32 protein-coding genes are annotated in these 16,848 nt (G+C 45.9%); all 32 read left to right on the top strand.

Annotation, left to right across the window (positions count from 1 at the left end; translation table 11 throughout):
* The 32 genes from rpsS (at nucleotide 1) to rpsI (ending at nucleotide 16,700) form a co-directional block, all read left to right on the top strand.
* Entirely contained in the window at nucleotides 1-282 is a 282-nt protein-coding gene (gene rpsS, locus AC1MBV_RS08710; RefSeq protein ID WP_255748617.1) for a 30S ribosomal protein S19, read from the top strand.
* Nucleotides 283-300: 18 nt separating this feature from the next.
* The gene (gene rplV, locus AC1MBV_RS08705) at nucleotides 301-642 is read left to right on the top strand and encodes a 50S ribosomal protein L22 (RefSeq protein ID WP_255748616.1); all 342 of its coding nucleotides are present in this window, start codon (nucleotides 301-303) and stop codon (nucleotides 640-642) included.
* 3 nt (nucleotides 643-645) lie between these two features.
* Nucleotides 646-1,305, top strand: a complete 660-nt coding sequence (rpsC, locus tag AC1MBV_RS08700) for a 30S ribosomal protein S3 (protein WP_255748615.1) — start codon at nucleotides 646-648, stop codon at nucleotides 1,303-1,305.
* Between the two features lie 2 nt (nucleotides 1,306-1,307).
* On the top strand, nucleotides 1,308-1,742 hold the full coding sequence (rplP, locus tag AC1MBV_RS08695) for a 50S ribosomal protein L16 (RefSeq protein WP_255748614.1): 435 nt from the start codon (nucleotides 1,308-1,310) through the stop codon (nucleotides 1,740-1,742).
* Entirely contained in the window at nucleotides 1,732-1,935 is a 204-nt protein-coding gene (rpmC, locus tag AC1MBV_RS08690; protein ID WP_253063912.1) for a 50S ribosomal protein L29, read from the top strand. Before rplP ends, rpmC begins: the two co-directional genes overlap by 11 nt.
* 16 nt (nucleotides 1,936-1,951) lie before the next feature.
* Entirely contained in the window at nucleotides 1,952-2,224 is a 273-nt protein-coding gene (gene rpsQ / locus AC1MBV_RS08685) for a 30S ribosomal protein S17 (protein ID WP_255748613.1), read from the top strand.
* A gap of 41 nt (nucleotides 2,225-2,265) precedes the next feature.
* Nucleotides 2,266-2,634, top strand: a complete 369-nt coding sequence (gene rplN / locus AC1MBV_RS08680; protein ID WP_253063908.1) for a 50S ribosomal protein L14 — start codon at nucleotides 2,266-2,268, stop codon at nucleotides 2,632-2,634.
* 44 nt (nucleotides 2,635-2,678) lie between these two features.
* Nucleotides 2,679-2,987: a 50S ribosomal protein L24 gene (gene rplX, locus AC1MBV_RS08675; protein WP_255748649.1), complete on the top strand. Its 309-nt coding sequence runs from the start codon at nucleotides 2,679-2,681 to the stop codon at nucleotides 2,985-2,987.
* Nucleotides 2,988-3,016: 29 nt separating this feature from the next.
* On the top strand, nucleotides 3,017-3,559 hold the full coding sequence (rplE, locus tag AC1MBV_RS08670; RefSeq protein ID WP_255748612.1) for a 50S ribosomal protein L5: 543 nt from the start codon (nucleotides 3,017-3,019) through the stop codon (nucleotides 3,557-3,559).
* A 20-nt stretch (nucleotides 3,560-3,579) separates the two neighbouring features.
* On the top strand, nucleotides 3,580-3,765 hold the full coding sequence (locus tag AC1MBV_RS08665; protein ID WP_093674131.1) for a type Z 30S ribosomal protein S14: 186 nt from the start codon (nucleotides 3,580-3,582) through the stop codon (nucleotides 3,763-3,765).
* Between the two features lie 33 nt (nucleotides 3,766-3,798).
* Entirely contained in the window at nucleotides 3,799-4,197 is a 399-nt protein-coding gene (gene rpsH / locus AC1MBV_RS08660) for a 30S ribosomal protein S8 (RefSeq protein ID WP_253063904.1), read from the top strand.
* 27 nt (nucleotides 4,198-4,224) lie between these two features.
* Nucleotides 4,225-4,761, top strand: a complete 537-nt coding sequence (gene rplF, locus AC1MBV_RS08655; RefSeq protein ID WP_255748611.1) for a 50S ribosomal protein L6 — start codon at nucleotides 4,225-4,227, stop codon at nucleotides 4,759-4,761.
* A gap of 38 nt (nucleotides 4,762-4,799) precedes the next feature.
* A complete protein-coding gene (gene rplR / locus AC1MBV_RS08650; RefSeq protein WP_255748610.1) occupies nucleotides 4,800-5,162 on the top strand; it encodes a 50S ribosomal protein L18 in 363 nt (120 codons plus the stop codon).
* An 18-nt stretch (nucleotides 5,163-5,180) separates the two neighbouring features.
* Nucleotides 5,181-5,681 (top strand): 30S ribosomal protein S5, encoded by a 501-nt coding sequence (rpsE, locus tag AC1MBV_RS08645; protein WP_253063898.1) that lies wholly within the window; start codon nucleotides 5,181-5,183, stop codon nucleotides 5,679-5,681.
* Between the two features lie 13 nt (nucleotides 5,682-5,694).
* On the top strand, nucleotides 5,695-5,883 hold the full coding sequence (gene rpmD, locus AC1MBV_RS08640; protein WP_255748609.1) for a 50S ribosomal protein L30: 189 nt from the start codon (nucleotides 5,695-5,697) through the stop codon (nucleotides 5,881-5,883).
* Nucleotides 5,884-5,918: 35 nt separating this feature from the next.
* Nucleotides 5,919-6,359, top strand: coding sequence for a 50S ribosomal protein L15 (rplO, locus tag AC1MBV_RS08635; RefSeq protein ID WP_253063894.1), 441 nt, complete (start codon nucleotides 5,919-5,921; stop codon nucleotides 6,357-6,359).
* Nucleotides 6,359-7,648 (top strand): preprotein translocase subunit SecY, encoded by a 1,290-nt coding sequence (gene secY / locus AC1MBV_RS08630; RefSeq protein WP_255748608.1) that lies wholly within the window; start codon nucleotides 6,359-6,361, stop codon nucleotides 7,646-7,648. The genes rplO and secY overlap by 1 nt, the downstream gene beginning before the upstream one ends.
* A gap of 33 nt (nucleotides 7,649-7,681) precedes the next feature.
* Entirely contained in the window at nucleotides 7,682-8,335 is a 654-nt protein-coding gene (locus AC1MBV_RS08625; RefSeq protein ID WP_255748607.1) for an adenylate kinase, read from the top strand.
* Nucleotides 8,332-9,081, top strand: a complete 750-nt coding sequence (map, locus tag AC1MBV_RS08620) for a type I methionyl aminopeptidase (protein ID WP_255748606.1) — start codon at nucleotides 8,332-8,334, stop codon at nucleotides 9,079-9,081. The genes AC1MBV_RS08625 and map overlap by 4 nt, the downstream gene beginning before the upstream one ends.
* Before the next feature lie 16 nt (nucleotides 9,082-9,097).
* Entirely contained in the window at nucleotides 9,098-9,406 is a 309-nt protein-coding gene (locus AC1MBV_RS08615; protein WP_255748605.1) for a KOW domain-containing RNA-binding protein, read from the top strand.
* Between the two features lie 8 nt (nucleotides 9,407-9,414).
* The gene (infA, locus tag AC1MBV_RS08610) at nucleotides 9,415-9,633 is read left to right on the top strand and encodes a translation initiation factor IF-1 (protein WP_010024579.1); all 219 of its coding nucleotides are present in this window, start codon (nucleotides 9,415-9,417) and stop codon (nucleotides 9,631-9,633) included.
* A 31-nt stretch (nucleotides 9,634-9,664) separates the two neighbouring features.
* Nucleotides 9,665-9,778 carry a 50S ribosomal protein L36 gene (gene rpmJ / locus AC1MBV_RS08605; RefSeq protein ID WP_010024581.1) on the top strand — a complete coding sequence of 38 codons (114 nt, stop codon included), beginning with the start codon at nucleotides 9,665-9,667 and terminating at the stop codon, nucleotides 9,776-9,778.
* An 18-nt stretch (nucleotides 9,779-9,796) separates the two neighbouring features.
* Nucleotides 9,797-10,162 (top strand): 30S ribosomal protein S13, encoded by a 366-nt coding sequence (gene rpsM, locus AC1MBV_RS08600; protein ID WP_255748604.1) that lies wholly within the window; start codon nucleotides 9,797-9,799, stop codon nucleotides 10,160-10,162.
* A gap of 21 nt (nucleotides 10,163-10,183) precedes the next feature.
* The gene (gene rpsK / locus AC1MBV_RS08595; protein WP_255748603.1) at nucleotides 10,184-10,576 is read left to right on the top strand and encodes a 30S ribosomal protein S11; all 393 of its coding nucleotides are present in this window, start codon (nucleotides 10,184-10,186) and stop codon (nucleotides 10,574-10,576) included.
* Nucleotides 10,577-10,733: 157 nt separating this feature from the next.
* On the top strand, nucleotides 10,734-11,678 hold the full coding sequence (locus tag AC1MBV_RS08590; RefSeq protein ID WP_255748602.1) for a DNA-directed RNA polymerase subunit alpha: 945 nt from the start codon (nucleotides 10,734-10,736) through the stop codon (nucleotides 11,676-11,678).
* A gap of 82 nt (nucleotides 11,679-11,760) precedes the next feature.
* On the top strand, nucleotides 11,761-12,126 hold the full coding sequence (gene rplQ, locus AC1MBV_RS08585) for a 50S ribosomal protein L17 (protein WP_255748601.1): 366 nt from the start codon (nucleotides 11,761-11,763) through the stop codon (nucleotides 12,124-12,126).
* Nucleotides 12,127-12,367: 241 nt separating this feature from the next.
* Nucleotides 12,368-13,207: an energy-coupling factor ABC transporter ATP-binding protein gene (locus AC1MBV_RS08580; protein ID WP_255748600.1), complete on the top strand. Its 840-nt coding sequence runs from the start codon at nucleotides 12,368-12,370 to the stop codon at nucleotides 13,205-13,207.
* Complete coding sequence (locus AC1MBV_RS08575; RefSeq protein ID WP_480948106.1) at nucleotides 13,183-14,055, top strand: energy-coupling factor ABC transporter ATP-binding protein; 873 nt, start codon at nucleotides 13,183-13,185, stop codon at nucleotides 14,053-14,055. Before AC1MBV_RS08580 ends, AC1MBV_RS08575 begins: the two co-directional genes overlap by 25 nt.
* Nucleotides 14,045-14,842: an energy-coupling factor transporter transmembrane component T family protein gene (locus tag AC1MBV_RS08570; protein ID WP_255748648.1), complete on the top strand. Its 798-nt coding sequence runs from the start codon at nucleotides 14,045-14,047 to the stop codon at nucleotides 14,840-14,842. Before AC1MBV_RS08575 ends, AC1MBV_RS08570 begins: the two co-directional genes overlap by 11 nt.
* 18 nt (nucleotides 14,843-14,860) lie before the next feature.
* Complete coding sequence (gene truA, locus AC1MBV_RS08565; protein ID WP_255748598.1) at nucleotides 14,861-15,601, top strand: tRNA pseudouridine(38-40) synthase TruA; 741 nt, start codon at nucleotides 14,861-14,863, stop codon at nucleotides 15,599-15,601.
* 248 nt (nucleotides 15,602-15,849) lie between these two features.
* On the top strand, nucleotides 15,850-16,287 hold the full coding sequence (gene rplM, locus AC1MBV_RS08560; RefSeq protein WP_255748597.1) for a 50S ribosomal protein L13: 438 nt from the start codon (nucleotides 15,850-15,852) through the stop codon (nucleotides 16,285-16,287).
* Nucleotides 16,288-16,307: 20 nt separating this feature from the next.
* Nucleotides 16,308-16,700: a 30S ribosomal protein S9 gene (rpsI, locus tag AC1MBV_RS08555; RefSeq protein ID WP_255748596.1), complete on the top strand. Its 393-nt coding sequence runs from the start codon at nucleotides 16,308-16,310 to the stop codon at nucleotides 16,698-16,700.
* Nucleotides 16,701-16,848: the final 148 nt, after the last annotated feature.

Genomic DNA, 16,848 nt, shown 5'->3' with positions numbered 1-16,848 from the left:
ATGAGCCGAAGCCTGAAAAAAGGACCTTTTGTCGATGGTCATTTGATGACAAAAGTTGTTGCGCTGAATGAAAAAGACGAGAAAAGAGTCATTAAAACATGGTCACGCAGATCGACCATTTTCCCGGAATTCATCGGACATACTATTGCTGTTTATGACGGACGCAAGCATGTACCGGTGTATGTTACGGAAGACATGGTAGGACATAAACTTGGAGAATTTGCTCCGACTAGAACTTATCGCGGACATATCTCCTCTGATAAGAAAACAAGTGCACGCTAACGAAAGGAGGAACTTTTGATGCAAGCAAAAGCTGTCGCTAAACAAATTCGTATTGCTCCTCGTAAGGCACGTCTTGTTATCGATCTTATCAGGGGCAAGGATGTCGGCTATGCCATTGCTGTGCTGAAAAACACACAGCGATCAGCATCTCCGATTATTGAAAAAGTATTAAAATCCGCCATTGCTAACGCGGAACACAACTATGATATGGATACAGATACCTTGTATGTAGAACAGGCATTTGTTGATGAAGGGGCTACGCTGAAACGCTTCCGCCCACGCGCCCAGGGACGTGCGAGCAAGATCAACAAACGTACCAGCCACATTACAATTATTGTATCGGAAAAGAAGGAGGGATAACGCGTGGGTCAAAAAATTAATCCTACTGGATTCAGAATCGGAGTCATTCGTGACTGGGAATCCAAATGGTATGCTGATAAAGAATATGCGACATATCTTCATGAAGATATTAAAATTCGTCAATATATCGAAAAGAAGCTCAAAGACGCCGCTGTTTCCGGTATTGAACTGGAACGCGCAGCGAACCGGATTAATGTAACCATTAAGACGGCGAAACCGGGCATGGTCATCGGCAAAGGCGGATCTGAAGTTGAAAACCTTCGGAAGGCTTTGAATGATCTTACAGGCAAACGCGTCCATGTAAATATTTTTGAAATTAAGCAAGCTGATCTTGATGCTAAGCTTGTTGCTGAAAATATTGCTCGGCAGCTTGAAGGCCGTGTTTCATGGAGACGTGCGCAAAAACAAACACTGCAAAGAGCAATGCGAGCAGGCGCAAAGGGTATTAAAACGCAATGTGCCGGCCGTCTTGGCGGTGCAGATATGGCTCGTACTGAGGATTACAGTGAAGGAACCGTTCCGCTTCATACGTTGCGTGCCGACATTGATTACGGTACAGCTGAAGCAGCGACTACTTATGGTAGAATCGGTGTAAAAGTTTGGATTTATCGCGGAGAAGTCCTTCCGACGAAAGGAACGACAAATAAGAAAGGAGGCAAATAATTATGTTAATGCCTAAACGTACAAAGTATCGCAGACAGCACCGCGGAAGAATGCGCGGCCAGACTAAAGGCGGCGCTTCGGTAACGTTCGGTGAATACGGTCTGCAGGCGCTGGAATCCGCATGGATCAGCAGTCGTCAGATTGAAGCGGCTCGTATCGCTATGACACGTTTTATGAAACGTGGCGGAAAAGTATGGATCAAAATTTTCCCGCAAAAATCATATACAAAGAAACCTCTTGATGTCCGAATGGGTTCTGGTAAAGGTGCTCCTGAAGGATGGGTAGCTGTTGTGAAGCCCGGCCGTGTTTTATTTGAAGTCGGCGGCATTAGTGAAGAAGTGGCAAGCGAAGCCTTAAGACTTGCGAGCCACAAATTGCCTATTAAAACGAAAATCGTGAAACGTGAAGAAGTGGGTGGTGACGCAAATGAAGGCTGAGGAAATTCGTAATTTGACCACTGCTGAAGTTGAGGAAAACGTCAAGTCTTTGAAAGAAGAATTATTTAATCTGCGTTTCCAGCTCGCTACCGGACAATTGGAAAATCCGGCTCGCATTCGCGCAGTCCGCAAATCCATTGCTCGCGCAAAGACAATTTTGCATGAACGTGAATTAAATGTTCAAAACGGCTGAGAAGGAGGTTATTTGAATGGCAGAAGAAACACGCACGAACGCCCGTAAAGTCCTGGTTGGTCGCGTTGTCTCAGACAAAATGGATAAGACCATTACTGTACTCGTTGAGACTTACAAGAACCACCGTCTCTATGGAAAGCATGTGAAGTTTTCCAAGAGATTCAAAGCACATGATGAAAATAATCAAGCAAAAGTCGGCGATATTGTTGAAATTATTGAAACTCGTCCGCTTTCTAAAGATAAACGTTTTCGTCTTGTAAAAATCGTTGAGGAATCCGTTATTATCTGATCTGTCGAACGTGTTCGAAGATCGAAAGGAGGTTGCACTTTATGATTCAGCAGGAAAGCCGTTTGAAAGTTGCCGATAACTCAGGCGCTCGTGAAGTCCTTACCATCAAAGTTTTGGGAGGATCCGGTCGCAAGACTGCTAATATCGGTGATCTCATCGTTGCTACGGTTAAACAAGCAACACCAGGTGGCGTTGTTAAGAAAGGCGAAGTTGTAAAAGCAGTTGTTGTTCGCACAAAGCACGGTGTACGACGCACGGACGGCTCTTACATTCGCTTTGACGAAAATGCCGTTGTACTGATTAAAGAAGATAAGAGTCCTCGCGGCACGCGTATCTTTGGGCCAGTTGCCCGTGAACTGCGTGACGGACAATTTATGAAAATCGTCTCTCTCGCACCGGAAGTATTGTAATTCTGAATGGTTAGGAAAAGGAGGTGGCATTTAACATGGCAAAACTGCATGTGAAAAAAGGCGATAAGGTTCAAGTCATTTCCGGCAAGGATAAAGGCAAACAAGGTGTGATCCTTGCAGCTTATCCGGCAAAGGAACGCGTGCTTGTTGAAGGTGTCAACATCGTCAAGAAGCATTCAAAGCCGAGCCAGGCAGCTCCGCAAGGCGGCATTCTCGAAAAAGAGGCGCCAATTCACGTATCAAATGTTATGCTGCTTGATCCAAAGACAAGTGAACCTACACGCGTAGGTCATAAAATAGTAGACGGAAAAAAAGTTCGAGTTTCTAAAAAATCAGGCGAAGTCATCGATTGAGCTGATTGTCTGTGAAAGGAGGTAAACACATGAGCCGTTTCAAAGAAAAGTATGAAAAGGAAGTTGTTCCGGCTTTAGTTGAAAAGTTTAACTATACTTCGGTAATGCAGGTGCCGGCAATTCAAAAAGTAGTCATTAATATGGGTGTCGGTGAGGCTGTTCACAACTCGAAGGCATTGGACAGTGCTGTAGAAGATCTGACGGCGTTGTCCGGCCAGAAGCCAGTTATTACACGGGCGAAAAAATCAATTGCTGCATTCAAGCTTCGCGAAGGTGTAGCAATCGGCACAAAAGTAACCCTTAGAAAAGATCGTATGTATGATTTTCTCGACAAGCTGGTTACTGTTGCACTTCCTCGTGTACGTGACTTCCGTGGTGTTTCAAAGAAAGCATTTGACGGCCGCGGAAACTACACGCTGGGTATCCGTGAACAATTGATCTTCCCTGAAATTGACTATGATAAAGTTGATAAAGTACGCGGTATGGACATCGTTATCGTAACATCTGCTAACACAGATGAAGAAGCAGCAGAATTACTTACAATGCTGGGCATGCCGTTCGTAAAAAAATAATCGCAAGGAGGATATGAATTTTGGCAAAAAAATCAATGCTTGTTTCATCACATCGCCCAAAAAAATTCAAAGTGCAGGAATACACACGCTGTGAACGCTGCGGACGTCCTCATTCGGTTCTTAGAAAATTCAAATTATGCAGAATTTGTTTTCGCGAACTTGCCCATAAAGGACAAATCCCAGGTGTTAGAAAAGCTAGTTGGTAAAATTTTAAGTGATAGGGAAGGAGGTCGATTTGCATGGTCATGACAGATCCGATTGCAGATATGCTGACCCGCATTCGCAACGCCAATATTGTTCGCCATGAACAGATTGAGCTGCCAGGTTCCAGAATCAAGAAAGAAATTGCTGAAATCCTGAAACGTGAGGGATTCATCAAGGACGTTGAATACATTGAAGATAATAAACAAGGTGTGCTTCGACTGATTCTGAAATACGGCGGCAGCAAAGAACGAGTTATTTCTGGTTTGAAGAGAATCAGCAAGCCGGGTCTTCGCGTTTATGCGAAGGCAGACGAGGTGCCGAAGGTTCTTGGCGGTCTCGGTATTGCGCTTGTATCAACATCAAAAGGTGTTATTACGGATAAAGAAGCACGTCAGCAAAAAGTTGGCGGAGAAGTGCTTGCATATATTTGGTAATGAGCAAACAAGAATGGAGGTGTCCTAATGTCTCGTATAGGATTAAGACCGACTGCCGTTCCTGATGGCGTAACGGTTACGATTGACGGCCAGACTGTAACAGTCAAAGGGCCAAAAGGTGAATTATCCCGGAAGTTTCATCCGGATATGATCATCAAACAGGAAGAAAACGAAGTAAAAGTTGAAAGACCTGATGATTCGAATCAACACCGCGCTTTGCACGGTACGACGAGCAGCTTGATCAGCAACATGGTTGAAGGTGTGACAAAGGGTTTCGTTAAGAATTTGGAACTTGTCGGCGTTGGTTATCGTGCCAACAAGCAAGGCAAGAATTTGGTTCTGAACGTTGGCTACTCTCACCCTGTAGAAATCGTTCCTGAAGAAGGAATCGAACTCGCTGTTGAAGGAAACAACAAGATTTCTGTTACAGGAATCGACAAGCAGCGTGTCGGTGAAGTTGCCGCTAACATTCGTTCCGTTCGTGCTCCTGAGCCTTACAAGGGCAAAGGTATTCGCTATGAAGGCGAAAAGGTACGCCGTAAGGAAGGTAAAACAGGTAAATAATTTAGTTCAATTTCTACGAGAAAGGAGCGACAGACTGTATGATTACCAAAAAAGACAAAAACGCGCTGCGTCAGAAAAGACATCTTCATGTACGCCACCGTATCGTGGGTACTGCAGAACGTCCGCGTTTAAACGTTTTTCGTTCTTCAAAGAATATATATGCGCAATTGATTGATGATGCAAAGGGTGTAACACTTGTTTCTTCTTCATCAATCGACAAAGCATTTGATCTTGAAAAAGGCAGCGACGTTGCTGCAGCAAAAAAAGTCGGCCAACTGATCGGCGAACGTGCTTTGGAAAAAGGAATCGACGCGGTTGTTTTCGATCGCAGCGGTTACATCTATCACGGACGTGTTAAGGCCGTAGCCGAAGGCGCCCGGGAAGCAGGACTTAAATTTTAACATTAAGGAGGGGAATCCATGGCTAATAATGATCGCAATAAATCAGAATTTGAAGAACGCGTCGTAACAATCAACCGAGTAGCGAAAGTAGTTAAAGGCGGACGCAGGTTCCGTTTTTCAGCGCTGGTTGTCGTTGGCGACAAAAAAGGCAATGTAGGTTATGGCCAGGGAAAGGCTCACGAAGTTCCTGAAGCCATTCGCAAAGCAATTGAAGATGCGAAGAAGAACGTATTTAATGTTCCGATCGTAAATACAACCATTCCTCATCAAGTAACAGGCCATTCAGGAGCCGGTAGCGTGCTGTTGAAACCAGCTTCCGAAGGTACCGGAATTATCGCCGGCGGCCCTGTCCGTGCCGTACTCGAATTGTCCGGACTGGGGGACATTCTTTCGAAGTCTCTCGGATCAAACAATCCGATTAACATGGTTCGCGCGACAGTTGAAGGCTTGCAGAGCTTGAAACGCGTAGAACAAGTGGCAAAGCTGCGCGGCAAATCAGTAGAAGAACTGCTCGGATAAGGAGGGAACAAAATTGGCTAACAAATTGGAAATTACCCTCAAACATAGTGTGATCGGACGTCCAGAATCACAACGCGTGACGGTAAGAACACTTGGTCTTAAGAAGACCTACCAAACCGTTGTTCAGGATGATAATCCGGCAATTCGCGGCATGATCAACAAGGTCTCCCATCTTTTGGCGGTTCGCGAACTGAATGATTGATTTGAAAGTGAAATTGAGAATAAGGAGGTGCCAAGATGAAACTCCATGAATTGAAACCAGCTGAAGGCTCCCGTTTCGCTCGCAAAAGAGTAGGGCGCGGCTACGGTTCAGGACTTGGCAAAACATCTGGTCGAGGACAAAAAGGACAGAAAGCTCGTTCGGGCGGCAGAGTACGCCTCGGATTTGAAGGCGGACAGAATCCATTGCTTCAAAGACTGCCAAAGAAGGGCTTTAAGAACCCGACACGCAAAATCTACGCTATTGTTAATGTTGAAACACTGAACCGTTTTGAGAACGGAACAGCAATCACACCGGAATTACTTCTTGAAAAACGAGTAATTCGCAAATTAAACGACGGCGTTAAGATTTTGGGCGAAGGCAAGCTTGAAGCTAAATTGACAGTTAAGGCGCATAAATTCTCTGCTTCTGCTAAAGAAGCGATTGAAGCTGCCGGCGGAAACATTGAGGTGATTTGATGTTTCAAGTACTTTCCAGTATGTGGCGAGAAGCCGAAATTCGCCGTAAAATAGTATTCACACTGCTTATGCTCATTATATTTCGGATCGGGACATTCATTCCTGTTCCGGATATTAATACAGAGATGATCAATTTCAGCGATTCAAGTGCCTTTGGCTTGTTCAACACTTTTGGTGGTGGCGCGCTGGAGAACTTCTCCATCTTCTCTATGGGCATTATGCCTTACATTACAGCATCCATTATTGTGCAGCTGCTGCAGATGGATGTTGTACCGAAATTGACTGAATGGTCGAAGCAGGGAGAAATGGGAAGACGCAAACTGAATCAGCTGACAAGGTATGGAACGATCGTTCTCGGCTTTGTTGAAGCACTTGGACTTTCCTACACGTTCAGTAACAGTTATCAAGGATTGGTAAGCAATCCAACTATTTGGACCTTTCTAATCATTGCTTTGGTACTGACAACCGGTACGGCTTTTCTCGTATGGCTGGGTGATCAGATTACTGCTTATGGAGTAGGAAACGGCATATCCATTATTATCTTTGCCGGAATTGTTGCCCGCATTCCTACGGCCATCAGCCAGATTTATGCTCAGCGGTTTGCAGCATCAACCAACACATTTATGGAAGTACTTGGATTGCTCGCCATTGTTGTTATTGTTCTTCTGATTGTTGTCGGAACCATTTTCGTGCAGCAAGGGATGCGGAAAATTCCGATCCAATATGCAAAAAGAACAATTGGCACGAAGACATACAGTGTGGAGCCAACGCATTTGCCGATCAAGGTCAATGCGGCCGGCGTTATCCCAGTTATCTTCGCAATCTCACTGATGATCACACCGCCGACGATTGCCCGTTTCTTTCCACAGAATAATGTGACTGCGTGGATTATCCGCGTTTTCGATTATTCAACGGTTTATGGGATGATCATTTACGCGGTACTGATTATTGCTTTTACCTATTTCTATACGTTTGTTCAGGTCAACCCTGAAAAAATGGCAAAAAACCTTGGCGAACAAGGCGGCTATATTCCGGGTATTCGTCCGGGGAAAAGCACAGAGAAGTTTATTACAACGATTCTCTACCGTCTGACCTTTCTAGGTGCCATTTTTCTCGCAGTGATCTCACTTCTTCCGATTGTATTCGGCGAAATGGGCAGCCTGCCGGCAAGCGCAAGGATCGGCGGAACAAGCTTGCTGATCGTTGTGGGTGTTGCACTTGATACAATGAAACGTATTGAGAGCCAGTTGATCAAAAAGAACTATCAAGGCTTTATCAGAAAAAGGTAAGGCAATGACGGTGAATGAGTCAGGAGGAGTACAATGAATCTTATTTTAATGGGACTTCCTGGTGCCGGTAAAGGCACTCAGGCTGAGCGAATTGTTGATAAGTTCAGTTATCCTCATATCTCAACCGGCGACATGTTTCGCGCGGCGATTAAGGGTGGCACGCCACTAGGGAAACAAGCAAAGTCGTTTATTGATCAAGGGGCGCTTGTTCCTGATGAAGTGACAATCGGCATTGTCAATGAACGCTTGTCTGAGAGCGATACGAATAAAGGTTTTCTTCTTGATGGTTTTCCTCGGACGGTTGAGCAGGCTGAAGCGCTTGATCATATGATGTCGGAAAAAGGAAAGAAGATTGATGCAGTTCTCTATATTCGTGTTGATCCTGAGAAGCTGCTCGCTCGTCTTACAGGCCGTAGAATCTGTTCCGAGTGTGGAGCAACGTATCACTTGACGTTCAATCCCCCCGCAAAAGATGGGGTTTGCGACAAGTGCGGCGGCGCTTTGAAACAACGCGCAGATGATAATGAAGCGACTGTTCATGAAAGGCTGCAGGTGAATATCCGTCAGCAGCAGCCGCTGCTCGACTTTTATGAAGCAAAGGGATCTTTGAAAACAATCAATGGAGATCAGAATATCGATGATGTTTTCCATGAAGTTTCAAAGATCTTGGGCGACCTCGCCAAGTGATTACGCGGAAAACGATTGAAGAAATCAATAAAATTCACATTGCGGGAAAAATAGTCGCACGAACGTTGGAAACCTTGCGCCAGGCTATTCGTCCCGGCATATCGACCATTGAACTCGATACGCTGGCAGAGCGCTTGATAAGAGATGCGGGAGCAGAGCCATCATTTAAAGGATATGACGGTTTCACGCGCAGCATCTGTACATCCGTCAATGATCAGTTAGCCCATGGCATTCCTGGTTCCTATGTTCTGCGGGACGGAGACATTATCAGTATCGATATTGGTGCCAAGTATGAAGACTTTCATGCAGACTCCGCCTGGACTTTCCCCGTGGGCACGATTTCTGAGACGACCCGAAGACTTCTGGAAACGACGGAAGAATCGCTGTATAAGGGAATTGCCGAAGCAAAGCCGGAAGCACGGCTGTCGAACATTTCCCATGCGATTCAAAGATGTGCCGAGTCAAGTGGATTTTCCGTCGTACGTGAATTAACGGGTCACGGCGTTGGGCGCGAGCTTCACGAAGAGCCGGATGTACCGAATTACGGAAGATCCGGCCGAGGCCCTGTTTTGAAAACCGGAATGGTGCTGGCGATTGAGCCTTTAGTTAATGAAGGCAGCCGTGATATCTGGATGGTTGAAGATGATGACTGGACTTTGATGACCCAGGACGGACAACCGTGTGCTCATTTTGAACACACCATTGTTATAACGGAAAATGGAAATGAAATCTTGACAAAGCAATAAGTGAAGGTGATGATTGATGGGTAGTGATCAAGCCCCTTTACCTGTTCCCGGTCAGCTCGCACGTGTGCTGAAGGGAAAAGAATCGGGTTCTTATTTTGTCATTGTGCGGCTTATCGATCATCGTTTTGTTGAAATAGCAGATGGCGACAAGAGAAAGTTTGACAATGCAAAAAAGAAGAACATCAGCCATCTTGAACTTCAAAAATATATATCTGTCGAAGTACAGAAAAGTCTGCGCGAGATCGGACGCGTGACAAACGGAAAACTGCGTTTTGCCATCGCTCATTTTTTGGATGGAAAAATCAGCAACAAGAGGGAAGGGTGAGTCAGCCGATGGCTAAGGAAGATGTCATTGAAGTTGAAGGCACCGTAATCGAACCACTGCCTAATGCAATGTTTCGTGTGGAATTGGAGAATGGCCATAAGATTTTAGCTCATGTATCCGGCAAGATCCGTATGCATTTCATTCGCATTTTGCCGGGAGATAAAGTAACGGTCGAGTTGTCGCCATATGATGTGTCGCGCGGCCGCATTACGTTCAGGCATAAATAATTGCTCTGCGGTGTATAAGGAGGTTTCAATAATGAAGGTAAGACCATCAGTTAAAAAGATGTGTGAAAAATGTAAGATTGTCCGCCGTAAAGGTGTTGTCATGGTGATTTGTGAAAATCCAAAACATAAACAAAGACAAGGTTAAAAGGAGGTGCTCTGACGTATGGCTCGTATTGCAGGTATCGATATTCCAAGAGAAAAACGTGTAGTTATCTCACTAACCTACATCTTCGGCATCGGCCCGACTACGGCTAAGAAAATTTTGGCCGAAGCCAACGTTTCTGAAGATACACGTGTGCGCGATCTGACTGAAGAAGAACAGACACGTATCCGTGAAGTGGTTGACCACTACCGCGTTGAAGGTGATCTTCGCCGCGAAGTTTCTCTGAACATCAAGAGACTTATTGAAATTGGTTCATATAGAGGCATCCGCCACCGCAGAGGTCTGCCGGTTCGCGGACAAAACACGAAAAACAACTCACGTACGCGTAAAGGTCCTAAGCGCACGATGGCTGGTAAAAAGAAATAAGTAAAGGAGGGTTAAACATTTATGGCAAAAGCACAACAACGTACGCGTAAGCGCCGGGTTAAGAGAAATGTGGAGAACGGGGTGGCACACATCCGTTCAACATTTAACAATACGATCGTTACCATTACGGATCCGCACGGTAATGCTATTGCATGGGCTAGTGCAGGCGGCTTGGGTTTCAAAGGTTCCAGGAAATCCACTCCTTTCGCAGCACAGACTGCAGCGGAAGCAGCAGGCAAAAGCGCAATGGACAGCGGTATGAAATCGGTTGAAGTATCTGTTAAAGGACCGGGTGCCGGCCGTGAAGCAGCAATTCGTGCACTTCAGGCTGTAGGACTTGAAGTGACAACAATCCGCGACGTCACTCCGGTTCCGCACAACGGCTGCCGTCCTCCGAAACGTCGCCGCGTTTGATTGTATAGCTCGCTATTAATCTGTTAATAATGCAACTATGAATAAACGTGTACACCAAAAAAACTGAGAAGCACGCCGTAAGCCCATATGAAATGGTAACATTTTGGCCAACGCGCGCTGACGAAGTATCGACGTTTTGAAGGAGGGTTCATATTTGATGATTGAGATCGAAAAGCCAAAGATCGATACGGTTGAAATAGCAGACGACGGAAGCTATGGAAAGTTTGTTGTTGAACCGCTCGAACGTGGATACGGCACGACTCTGGGTAATTCTTTACGTCGAATTTTACTTTCATCCCTTCCAGGCGCGGCTGTAACAACGGTACAGTTTGATACTGTGCTTCATGAATTTTCTACCATTGAAGGCGTTGTGGAAGATGTAACAGCGATCATCCTGAATGTTAAAAAGCTTTGCTTGAAGCTTTATTCGGATGAAGAAAAGACATTGGAAATTGACGTTCAGAGACCGGGAAAAGTGACAGCTGCCGATATTATCCACGACAGTGACGTGGAAATATTGAATCCTGATTTGGAAATTGCGACACTCGACGAAGGAGCTCACTTCCACGTGAGAATGATCGCTAAGAAGGGCCGCGGCTATGTTCCTGCAGAAGGAAACAAAAGCGACGACCTCCCGATTGCTGTGATTCCAATCGATTCAATTTACACACCGATCACACGCGTGAACTATCAAGTGGAAAAAACTAGAGTTGGTCAGGTAGCAAATTATGATAAACTGACGCTTGACGTCTGGACCGATGGAAGCATCCGTCCTGAAGAAGCAATTGCTTTGGGCGCCAAAATTCTGACGGAACACTTGAATATCTTCGTTGGTTTGACTGATCAGGCGCAAAAAGCTGAGATCATGATCGAAAAAGAAGAAGATAAGAAAGAAAAAGTGCTTGAAATGACGATTGAAGAACTTGATCTGTCCGTAAGGTCTTATAATTGTCTGAAACGCGCCGGAATTAATACTGTCCAAGAACTGACCCAGAAGAGTGAAGAAGACATGATGAAGGTTCGGAATCTTGGACGGAAGTCTCTTGAAGAAGTTGAAGAAAAGCTGCACGACCTCGGCCTTGGGCTGAGAGTGGAAGAGTAACCAGTTGACCAGACAAGGGATTATTTTTCTTTTTTGCGCAAAAAAGAAAGATTTAAGGCAGGAATAAAGGAGGTACAAGTAAATGGCATATGCAAAATTAGGCCGGGATTCAGCTGCGAGGAAGGCGCTGTTCCGCGATCTAGCGACCGACTTGATTATTAACGAACGGATTCAGACAACGCATTCCAAAGCAAAAGCACTTCGCCCGATCGTTGAAAAAATGATTACGCTGGGTAAACGCGGCGATCTGCACGCACGTCGTCAGGCTGCGGCTTTTATCCGCAATGAAGTTGCTGATCAGGAAGCAAATCAGAATGCGGTTCAGAAACTGTTTGATGATATTGCTAAGCGCTACGCAGAGCGCCAGGGTGGTTATACACGCATCTTGAAAGTAGGTCCTCGTCAAGGCGATGGTGCCGAAATGGCAATTATTGAACTGGTTAAATAATCAGTGATTTACGAGAGGCAGAATTCGGGTTCGCATGAGCTTGGATTTCTGCCTTTTTTCGCACAATCAGAAGACATTCTGAAAATTTGATGAGTGTTCATTTGTACTTAATTTCAAGACCAGTCTATAATTCATTACATGAGAGCAGCATGAGTTGAGATGAGTGCGAATGGCTTGTCTATTCGCGATACATAGAAAAGCAGACGCATTTATGCGCCCCTGAGAGGAGTGGAGGCACTAGATGGAGAAGATCATTGAAGTGAGCGATCTGTCCTATCGCTATTCTGAAGAACAGCCCTATGTGTTAAAAAATATCAATTTTACGGTAAATAAAGGTGAGTGGCTTTCCATTGTTGGTCACAATGGTTCAGGAAAATCAACCTTGGCGAAATGTCTTAATGGGCTGATCCTTCCTCAAAAAGGAACGGTGAATGTCGGTGGTTACGTGACCTCGGATGAGGAGAAGATTTGGGAGATTCGCCGTTTAGTCGGCATGGTCTTTCAAAATCCGGACAACCAGTTTGTCGGTGCGACGGTTCAGGATGATGTCGCATTCGGTATGGAAAACCACGGCTTGTCACGCGAGGTCATGATCGAACGTCTGACAGAAGCACTGCGCCTTGTAAGGATGGATCAATTTGCAAAGAGTGAACCGCATCGCCTTTCCGGCGGACAGAAACAGCGTGTTGCCATCGCAGGCATTGTCGCACTTCGCCCGCTCATTATAATTATGGATGAGTCAACCTCAATGCTTGATCCGGAAGGAAGGAAAGAAATTATCCAAACCGTACGCGCATTGAACAGAGACCGTCATCTAACCGTCATTTCGATTACCCACGACCTTGAAGAAGCCATTCATTCTGATCGCTTGCTTGTTATGAACGACGGACAATTGATTCGAGAAGGAAAGCCGCGTGATATTTTCAAGTCGACCGAACTACTTCGGAAGGTTGGCCTAGATTTGCCTTTTGCAATAAAAATGCGCAATGCATTGCGAGCTAAAGGTGTGCCTCTGTCGGACACAGCATTATTTCAGGAAGAGTTGGTGGATGAGCTATGGACATTACATTCGAGCATGTGACTCATGTGTACGGCCGAAAGACCCCATTTGAGAAGCGAGCCCTTGATGATGTTTCGATTCGTATTCCATCCGGCTCCTTTACATCCATTATTGGTCATACGGGGTCGGGAAAATCGACCTTGGTGCAGCATATAAATGGACTTCTGAAACCGTCTGAAGGGAAAATAACCGTCGGCGATTTTGTGATTCATGCGCATGAAAAGAAGAAAGATTTTAAGGAACTGCGGAAAAGGGTCGGCTTTGTCTTTCAATATCCGGAACATCAGCTTTTTGAAGAGACAATTATCAAAGATGTATGCTTCGGCCCGATGAATTTCGGCGTTTCCGATGCGGAAGCGACCAAGCGTGCAGAGGAAAGCTTGCAGCTGGTCGGACTCCCGTCATCATTTTGGCATCGTTCGCCCTTCGATCTCAGCGGAGGACAGATGCGTCGGGTCGCGATTGCCGGCGTTCTCGCGGTTCGTCCGCAGGTGATCATATTAGACGAACCAACGGCAGGACTTGATCCAAAGGGCCGTGAGGAAATACTCAGCTTATTCGATGATCTGCATTCTCGACTGAATCTGACGGTTATCATGGTCACGCATAACATGAGCGATGCGGCTAATTACTCAGATCAAGTTATTGTTATGGGCGGGGGCAAGCCATTACTGGCAGGTTCGCCGAAGCACGTATTTTTGCAGGAAGATCTGCTTCGAAAAGTCGGTCTTGATATCCCGGAGACAATGTTATTTCTGAATAAAGTGCTTGATAAAGCAGGGAGTAAGGATAAGATACCCGCATTCACAATCGATGAAGCGGCTGATTCAGTGATCAGTATATTAAATGGGGTGAAGGATCATGTTTAATCTTGTTATCGGTCAATATGTGCCGCTTGATTCGTATGTACATCGCCTTGACCCTCGTTCGAAGCTGATCAGCGTCTTTCTCTTTGTGATCATTGTTTTCCTCGCTAATAATTGGCTGACAAATATACTGATGGTGTTATTTTGCTTTGCTGGCATTTTGCTCTCGAAAATGCAGTTCTCTTACATTTACAGAGGGTTGCGCTCTGTTCTGATCATTGTATTGCTCACCTTTGTCCTTAATCTTTTTATCGCGTCAGGCGGAACAACTTTGTTCAGCCTGGGCTGGCTTCACGTGACAACGGGCGGTCTCACTCAGTCTTTTTTTATTGCAATTCGAATCATGGTCATTATTGTGGTGACAACGCTGCTCACGTTAACCACGTCGCCAATTGAGATTACCGATGGCATGGAGAGTCTGCTCAATCCGTTTAAAAAGCTTAAAATGCCAGTTCATGAGTTTGCACTGATGATGTCGATTTCGCTTCGTTTTATCCCGACATTACTCGAGGAAACGGAAAAAATTATCAAGGCTCAGGCTGCGCGTGGTTCAGATTTTACGACCGGCTCGCTGAAAAGTCGAATCAAGGCAATTGTTCCGCTGCTCGTCCCGCTGTTTGTCGGTGCATTTAAGCGAGCGGAAGACTTGGCGATGGCGATGGAAGCAAGAGGATATCATGGTGACGCGGGCCGGACCAAGCTTCATCAACTGAAATGGAGCTGGCGCGATTCATTGCTAATTTTTGCAATGGTTCTTCTCGCGCTGCTGCTGATCTTTACGAGAAATTAAGCGATTTTAGGTGAAGTCATGACAAAAATTAAATGCACGGTTGCCTATGACGGCACGCTGTTTCATGGTTATCAAGTACAGCCCGGAAAACGGACAGTGCAACGTGACATAGAGGCTGCGCTCTCGCGTATGCATCACGGTCAGCTAATCAAAATTACTGCGTCGGGTCGGACGGATGCCGGGGTTCATGCATTCGGCCAAGTGTTCCATTTTGAAACGCCGCTGCGCATTCCTGAAGATCGCTGGCCGCTTGCACTGAACAGTCTGCTTCCGAATGACATTTATGTGCGGCAGGCGGAGGAAGTTCCTGAGCAGTTTCATGCGCGTTACGATGTGAAAAAGAAGGAGTATCGTTACAGGCTGCTGACACGGCCCGAGCCGGACTTGTTCCGCAGAGCGTACACGTCACACATCAAGCAGCCGCTTGACGTAGACGCTATGAACCTGGCTGCAGCGGAGATTCTTGGAACACACGACTTTTCATGCTTTTGTGCGGCAAATACGGATGTCAAGGACAAGGTGCGGACCATCTATCATTTGTCCGTTCAGCAGGAGAAAGATGATGAGATGGTAATTCGGGTTGTCGGCAGCGGATTTCTGTACCAAATGGTTCGTATTATAACCGGAACCCTTCTGGATGTTGGAACCCATAAAATCGCATCGGACAAGGTGGCGGAAATCATAGCCGGACGCGACAGACAAGCCGCTTCGGCAACGGCACCGCCGCAAGGGTTGACTCTGTGGCAAGTTACTTATTAAAGCGGCGTTTTGACAGCAAGGAAGCAAAGAACGAATTGTTCGAATGCCTTGACATTAGTGCCAAGATATTATAAGATATACTTCGGCATTTCTAATTTGACCACTATTAGCCCCAAAGATATTGGCTCAATTAGATGACTGAAACGGTGAGAGAGCAATGACCTTATTGGCTCTCAACTCAGACGCGGTTGTGGGTCGCGCATGAGACAAGAATATGAATGTTTGATTTGCTTAGAGGAGGAAATAACGTGCGTACAACTTTTATGGCCAACGCGGCTAATGTTGAGCGCAAATGGCTCGTTGTCGATGCCGAAGGCCAAACGCTTGGTCGCTTGGCAAGTGAAGTGGCAGCCATTCTGCGCGGTAAAACAAAACCGACTTTTACACCACATGTTGATTGTGGCGACAATGTCATCATCATCAATGCAAACAAAATCGAATTAACCGGCAAGAAATTGCTGACGAAAAAATACATTCACCACTCAGGTTTTCCAGGTGGTATCAAAGCGCGTTCTGCACAAGATATGCGTGCAACACGCGCGCGCGACATGCTTGAAAGAACAATCAAAGGCATGCTGCCGCACAACAGTCTCGGAAAAAAATGTTTCTTGAAACTTCATGTCTATGAAGGCGCGGAACATCCGCATGCCGCACAACAACCAGAAGCTTATACGCTTCGCGGTTGATCAGGGAGGGAAAATAGATAATGGCACAAGTTCAATACTACGGCACCGGACGCCGTAAAAGCTCTGTCGCTCGCGTAAGGCTCGTACCTGGCGAAGGCAAAGTTGTCATCAACGGCCGCAGCGCCGATGAATTCTTTAATCTTGAAACACTGCGCACGATTCTGAAGCAACCACTCGTTGCAACAGAAACCGAAGGCAGATATGATGTTCTTGTTAACGTAGAAGGCGGCGGCTTCACAGGCCAAGCCGGTGCAATCCGTCACGGCGTTGCCCGCGCACTGCTCGAAGCTGATCCTGAATACCGCGCTGTTTTGAAGAAAGCCGGATTCCTGACGCGTGACCCAAGAATGAAAGAACGTAAGAAATACGGACTCAAAGGCGCACGTCGCGCACCACAGTTCTCAAAACGCTGATTTGTCAACGTTTCAAGCCCCTTTTCGAGAGATCGAAAGGGGCTTTTTTCATGGCCAAAAACAGCCCCGTGACGATATTTTGACGATATTTAATTTTCTTTTGCATTTTTCATGTAGTCTTCGTACTTTCTGACTTCCTCGATTTTGA

Source organism: Sporolactobacillus sp. PKPK-6 (assembly GCF_056678885.1).
The sequence above is the reverse complement of the archived record's forward strand: the minus strand, read 5'-3'. Positions and strand labels throughout refer to the sequence as shown.

Excerpts from the sequence above, each read along its gene's own strand:
- rplO (WP_253063894.1), top strand. The coding sequence starts at position 5,919 with ATGAAACTCCATGAATTGAAACCAGCTGAAGGCTCCCGTTTCGCTCGC.
- rpsE (WP_253063898.1), top strand. The coding sequence starts at position 5,181 with ATGGCTAATAATGATCGCAATAAATCAGAATTTGAAGAACGCGTCGTA.
- rpsS (WP_255748617.1), top strand. The coding sequence starts at position 1 with ATGAGCCGAAGCCTGAAAAAAGGACCTTTTGTCGATGGTCATTTGATG.
- rpsK (WP_255748603.1), top strand. The coding sequence starts at position 10,184 with ATGGCAAAAGCACAACAACGTACGCGTAAGCGCCGGGTTAAGAGAAAT.
- AC1MBV_RS08625 (WP_255748607.1), top strand. The coding sequence starts at position 7,682 with ATGAATCTTATTTTAATGGGACTTCCTGGTGCCGGTAAAGGCACTCAG.
- secY (WP_255748608.1), top strand. The coding sequence starts at position 6,359 with ATGTTTCAAGTACTTTCCAGTATGTGGCGAGAAGCCGAAATTCGCCGT.
- rpsI (WP_255748596.1), top strand. The coding sequence starts at position 16,308 with ATGGCACAAGTTCAATACTACGGCACCGGACGCCGTAAAAGCTCTGTC.
- rplR (WP_255748610.1), top strand. The coding sequence starts at position 4,800 with ATGATTACCAAAAAAGACAAAAACGCGCTGCGTCAGAAAAGACATCTT.
- rplV (WP_255748616.1), top strand. The coding sequence starts at position 301 with ATGCAAGCAAAAGCTGTCGCTAAACAAATTCGTATTGCTCCTCGTAAG.
- rplQ (WP_255748601.1), top strand. The coding sequence starts at position 11,761 with ATGGCATATGCAAAATTAGGCCGGGATTCAGCTGCGAGGAAGGCGCTG.
- rpsM (WP_255748604.1), top strand. The coding sequence starts at position 9,797 with ATGGCTCGTATTGCAGGTATCGATATTCCAAGAGAAAAACGTGTAGTT.
- rplF (WP_255748611.1), top strand. The coding sequence starts at position 4,225 with ATGTCTCGTATAGGATTAAGACCGACTGCCGTTCCTGATGGCGTAACG.
- rplP (WP_255748614.1), top strand. The coding sequence starts at position 1,308 with ATGTTAATGCCTAAACGTACAAAGTATCGCAGACAGCACCGCGGAAGA.
- truA (WP_255748598.1), top strand. The coding sequence starts at position 14,861 with ATGACAAAAATTAAATGCACGGTTGCCTATGACGGCACGCTGTTTCAT.
- rplE (WP_255748612.1), top strand. The coding sequence starts at position 3,017 with ATGAGCCGTTTCAAAGAAAAGTATGAAAAGGAAGTTGTTCCGGCTTTA.
- infA (WP_010024579.1), top strand. The coding sequence starts at position 9,415 with ATGGCTAAGGAAGATGTCATTGAAGTTGAAGGCACCGTAATCGAACCA.
- AC1MBV_RS08575 (WP_480948106.1), top strand. The coding sequence starts at position 13,183 with ATGGACATTACATTCGAGCATGTGACTCATGTGTACGGCCGAAAGACC.
- rpsQ (WP_255748613.1), top strand. The coding sequence starts at position 1,952 with ATGGCAGAAGAAACACGCACGAACGCCCGTAAAGTCCTGGTTGGTCGC.
- AC1MBV_RS08580 (WP_255748600.1), top strand. The coding sequence starts at position 12,368 with ATGGAGAAGATCATTGAAGTGAGCGATCTGTCCTATCGCTATTCTGAA.
- rplN (WP_253063908.1), top strand. The coding sequence starts at position 2,266 with ATGATTCAGCAGGAAAGCCGTTTGAAAGTTGCCGATAACTCAGGCGCT.
- AC1MBV_RS08590 (WP_255748602.1), top strand. The coding sequence starts at position 10,734 with ATGATTGAGATCGAAAAGCCAAAGATCGATACGGTTGAAATAGCAGAC.
- rpmC (WP_253063912.1), top strand. The coding sequence starts at position 1,732 with ATGAAGGCTGAGGAAATTCGTAATTTGACCACTGCTGAAGTTGAGGAA.
- AC1MBV_RS08615 (WP_255748605.1), top strand. The coding sequence starts at position 9,098 with ATGGGTAGTGATCAAGCCCCTTTACCTGTTCCCGGTCAGCTCGCACGT.
- rpsH (WP_253063904.1), top strand. The coding sequence starts at position 3,799 with ATGGTCATGACAGATCCGATTGCAGATATGCTGACCCGCATTCGCAAC.
- rpmJ (WP_010024581.1), top strand. The coding sequence starts at position 9,665 with ATGAAGGTAAGACCATCAGTTAAAAAGATGTGTGAAAAATGTAAGATT.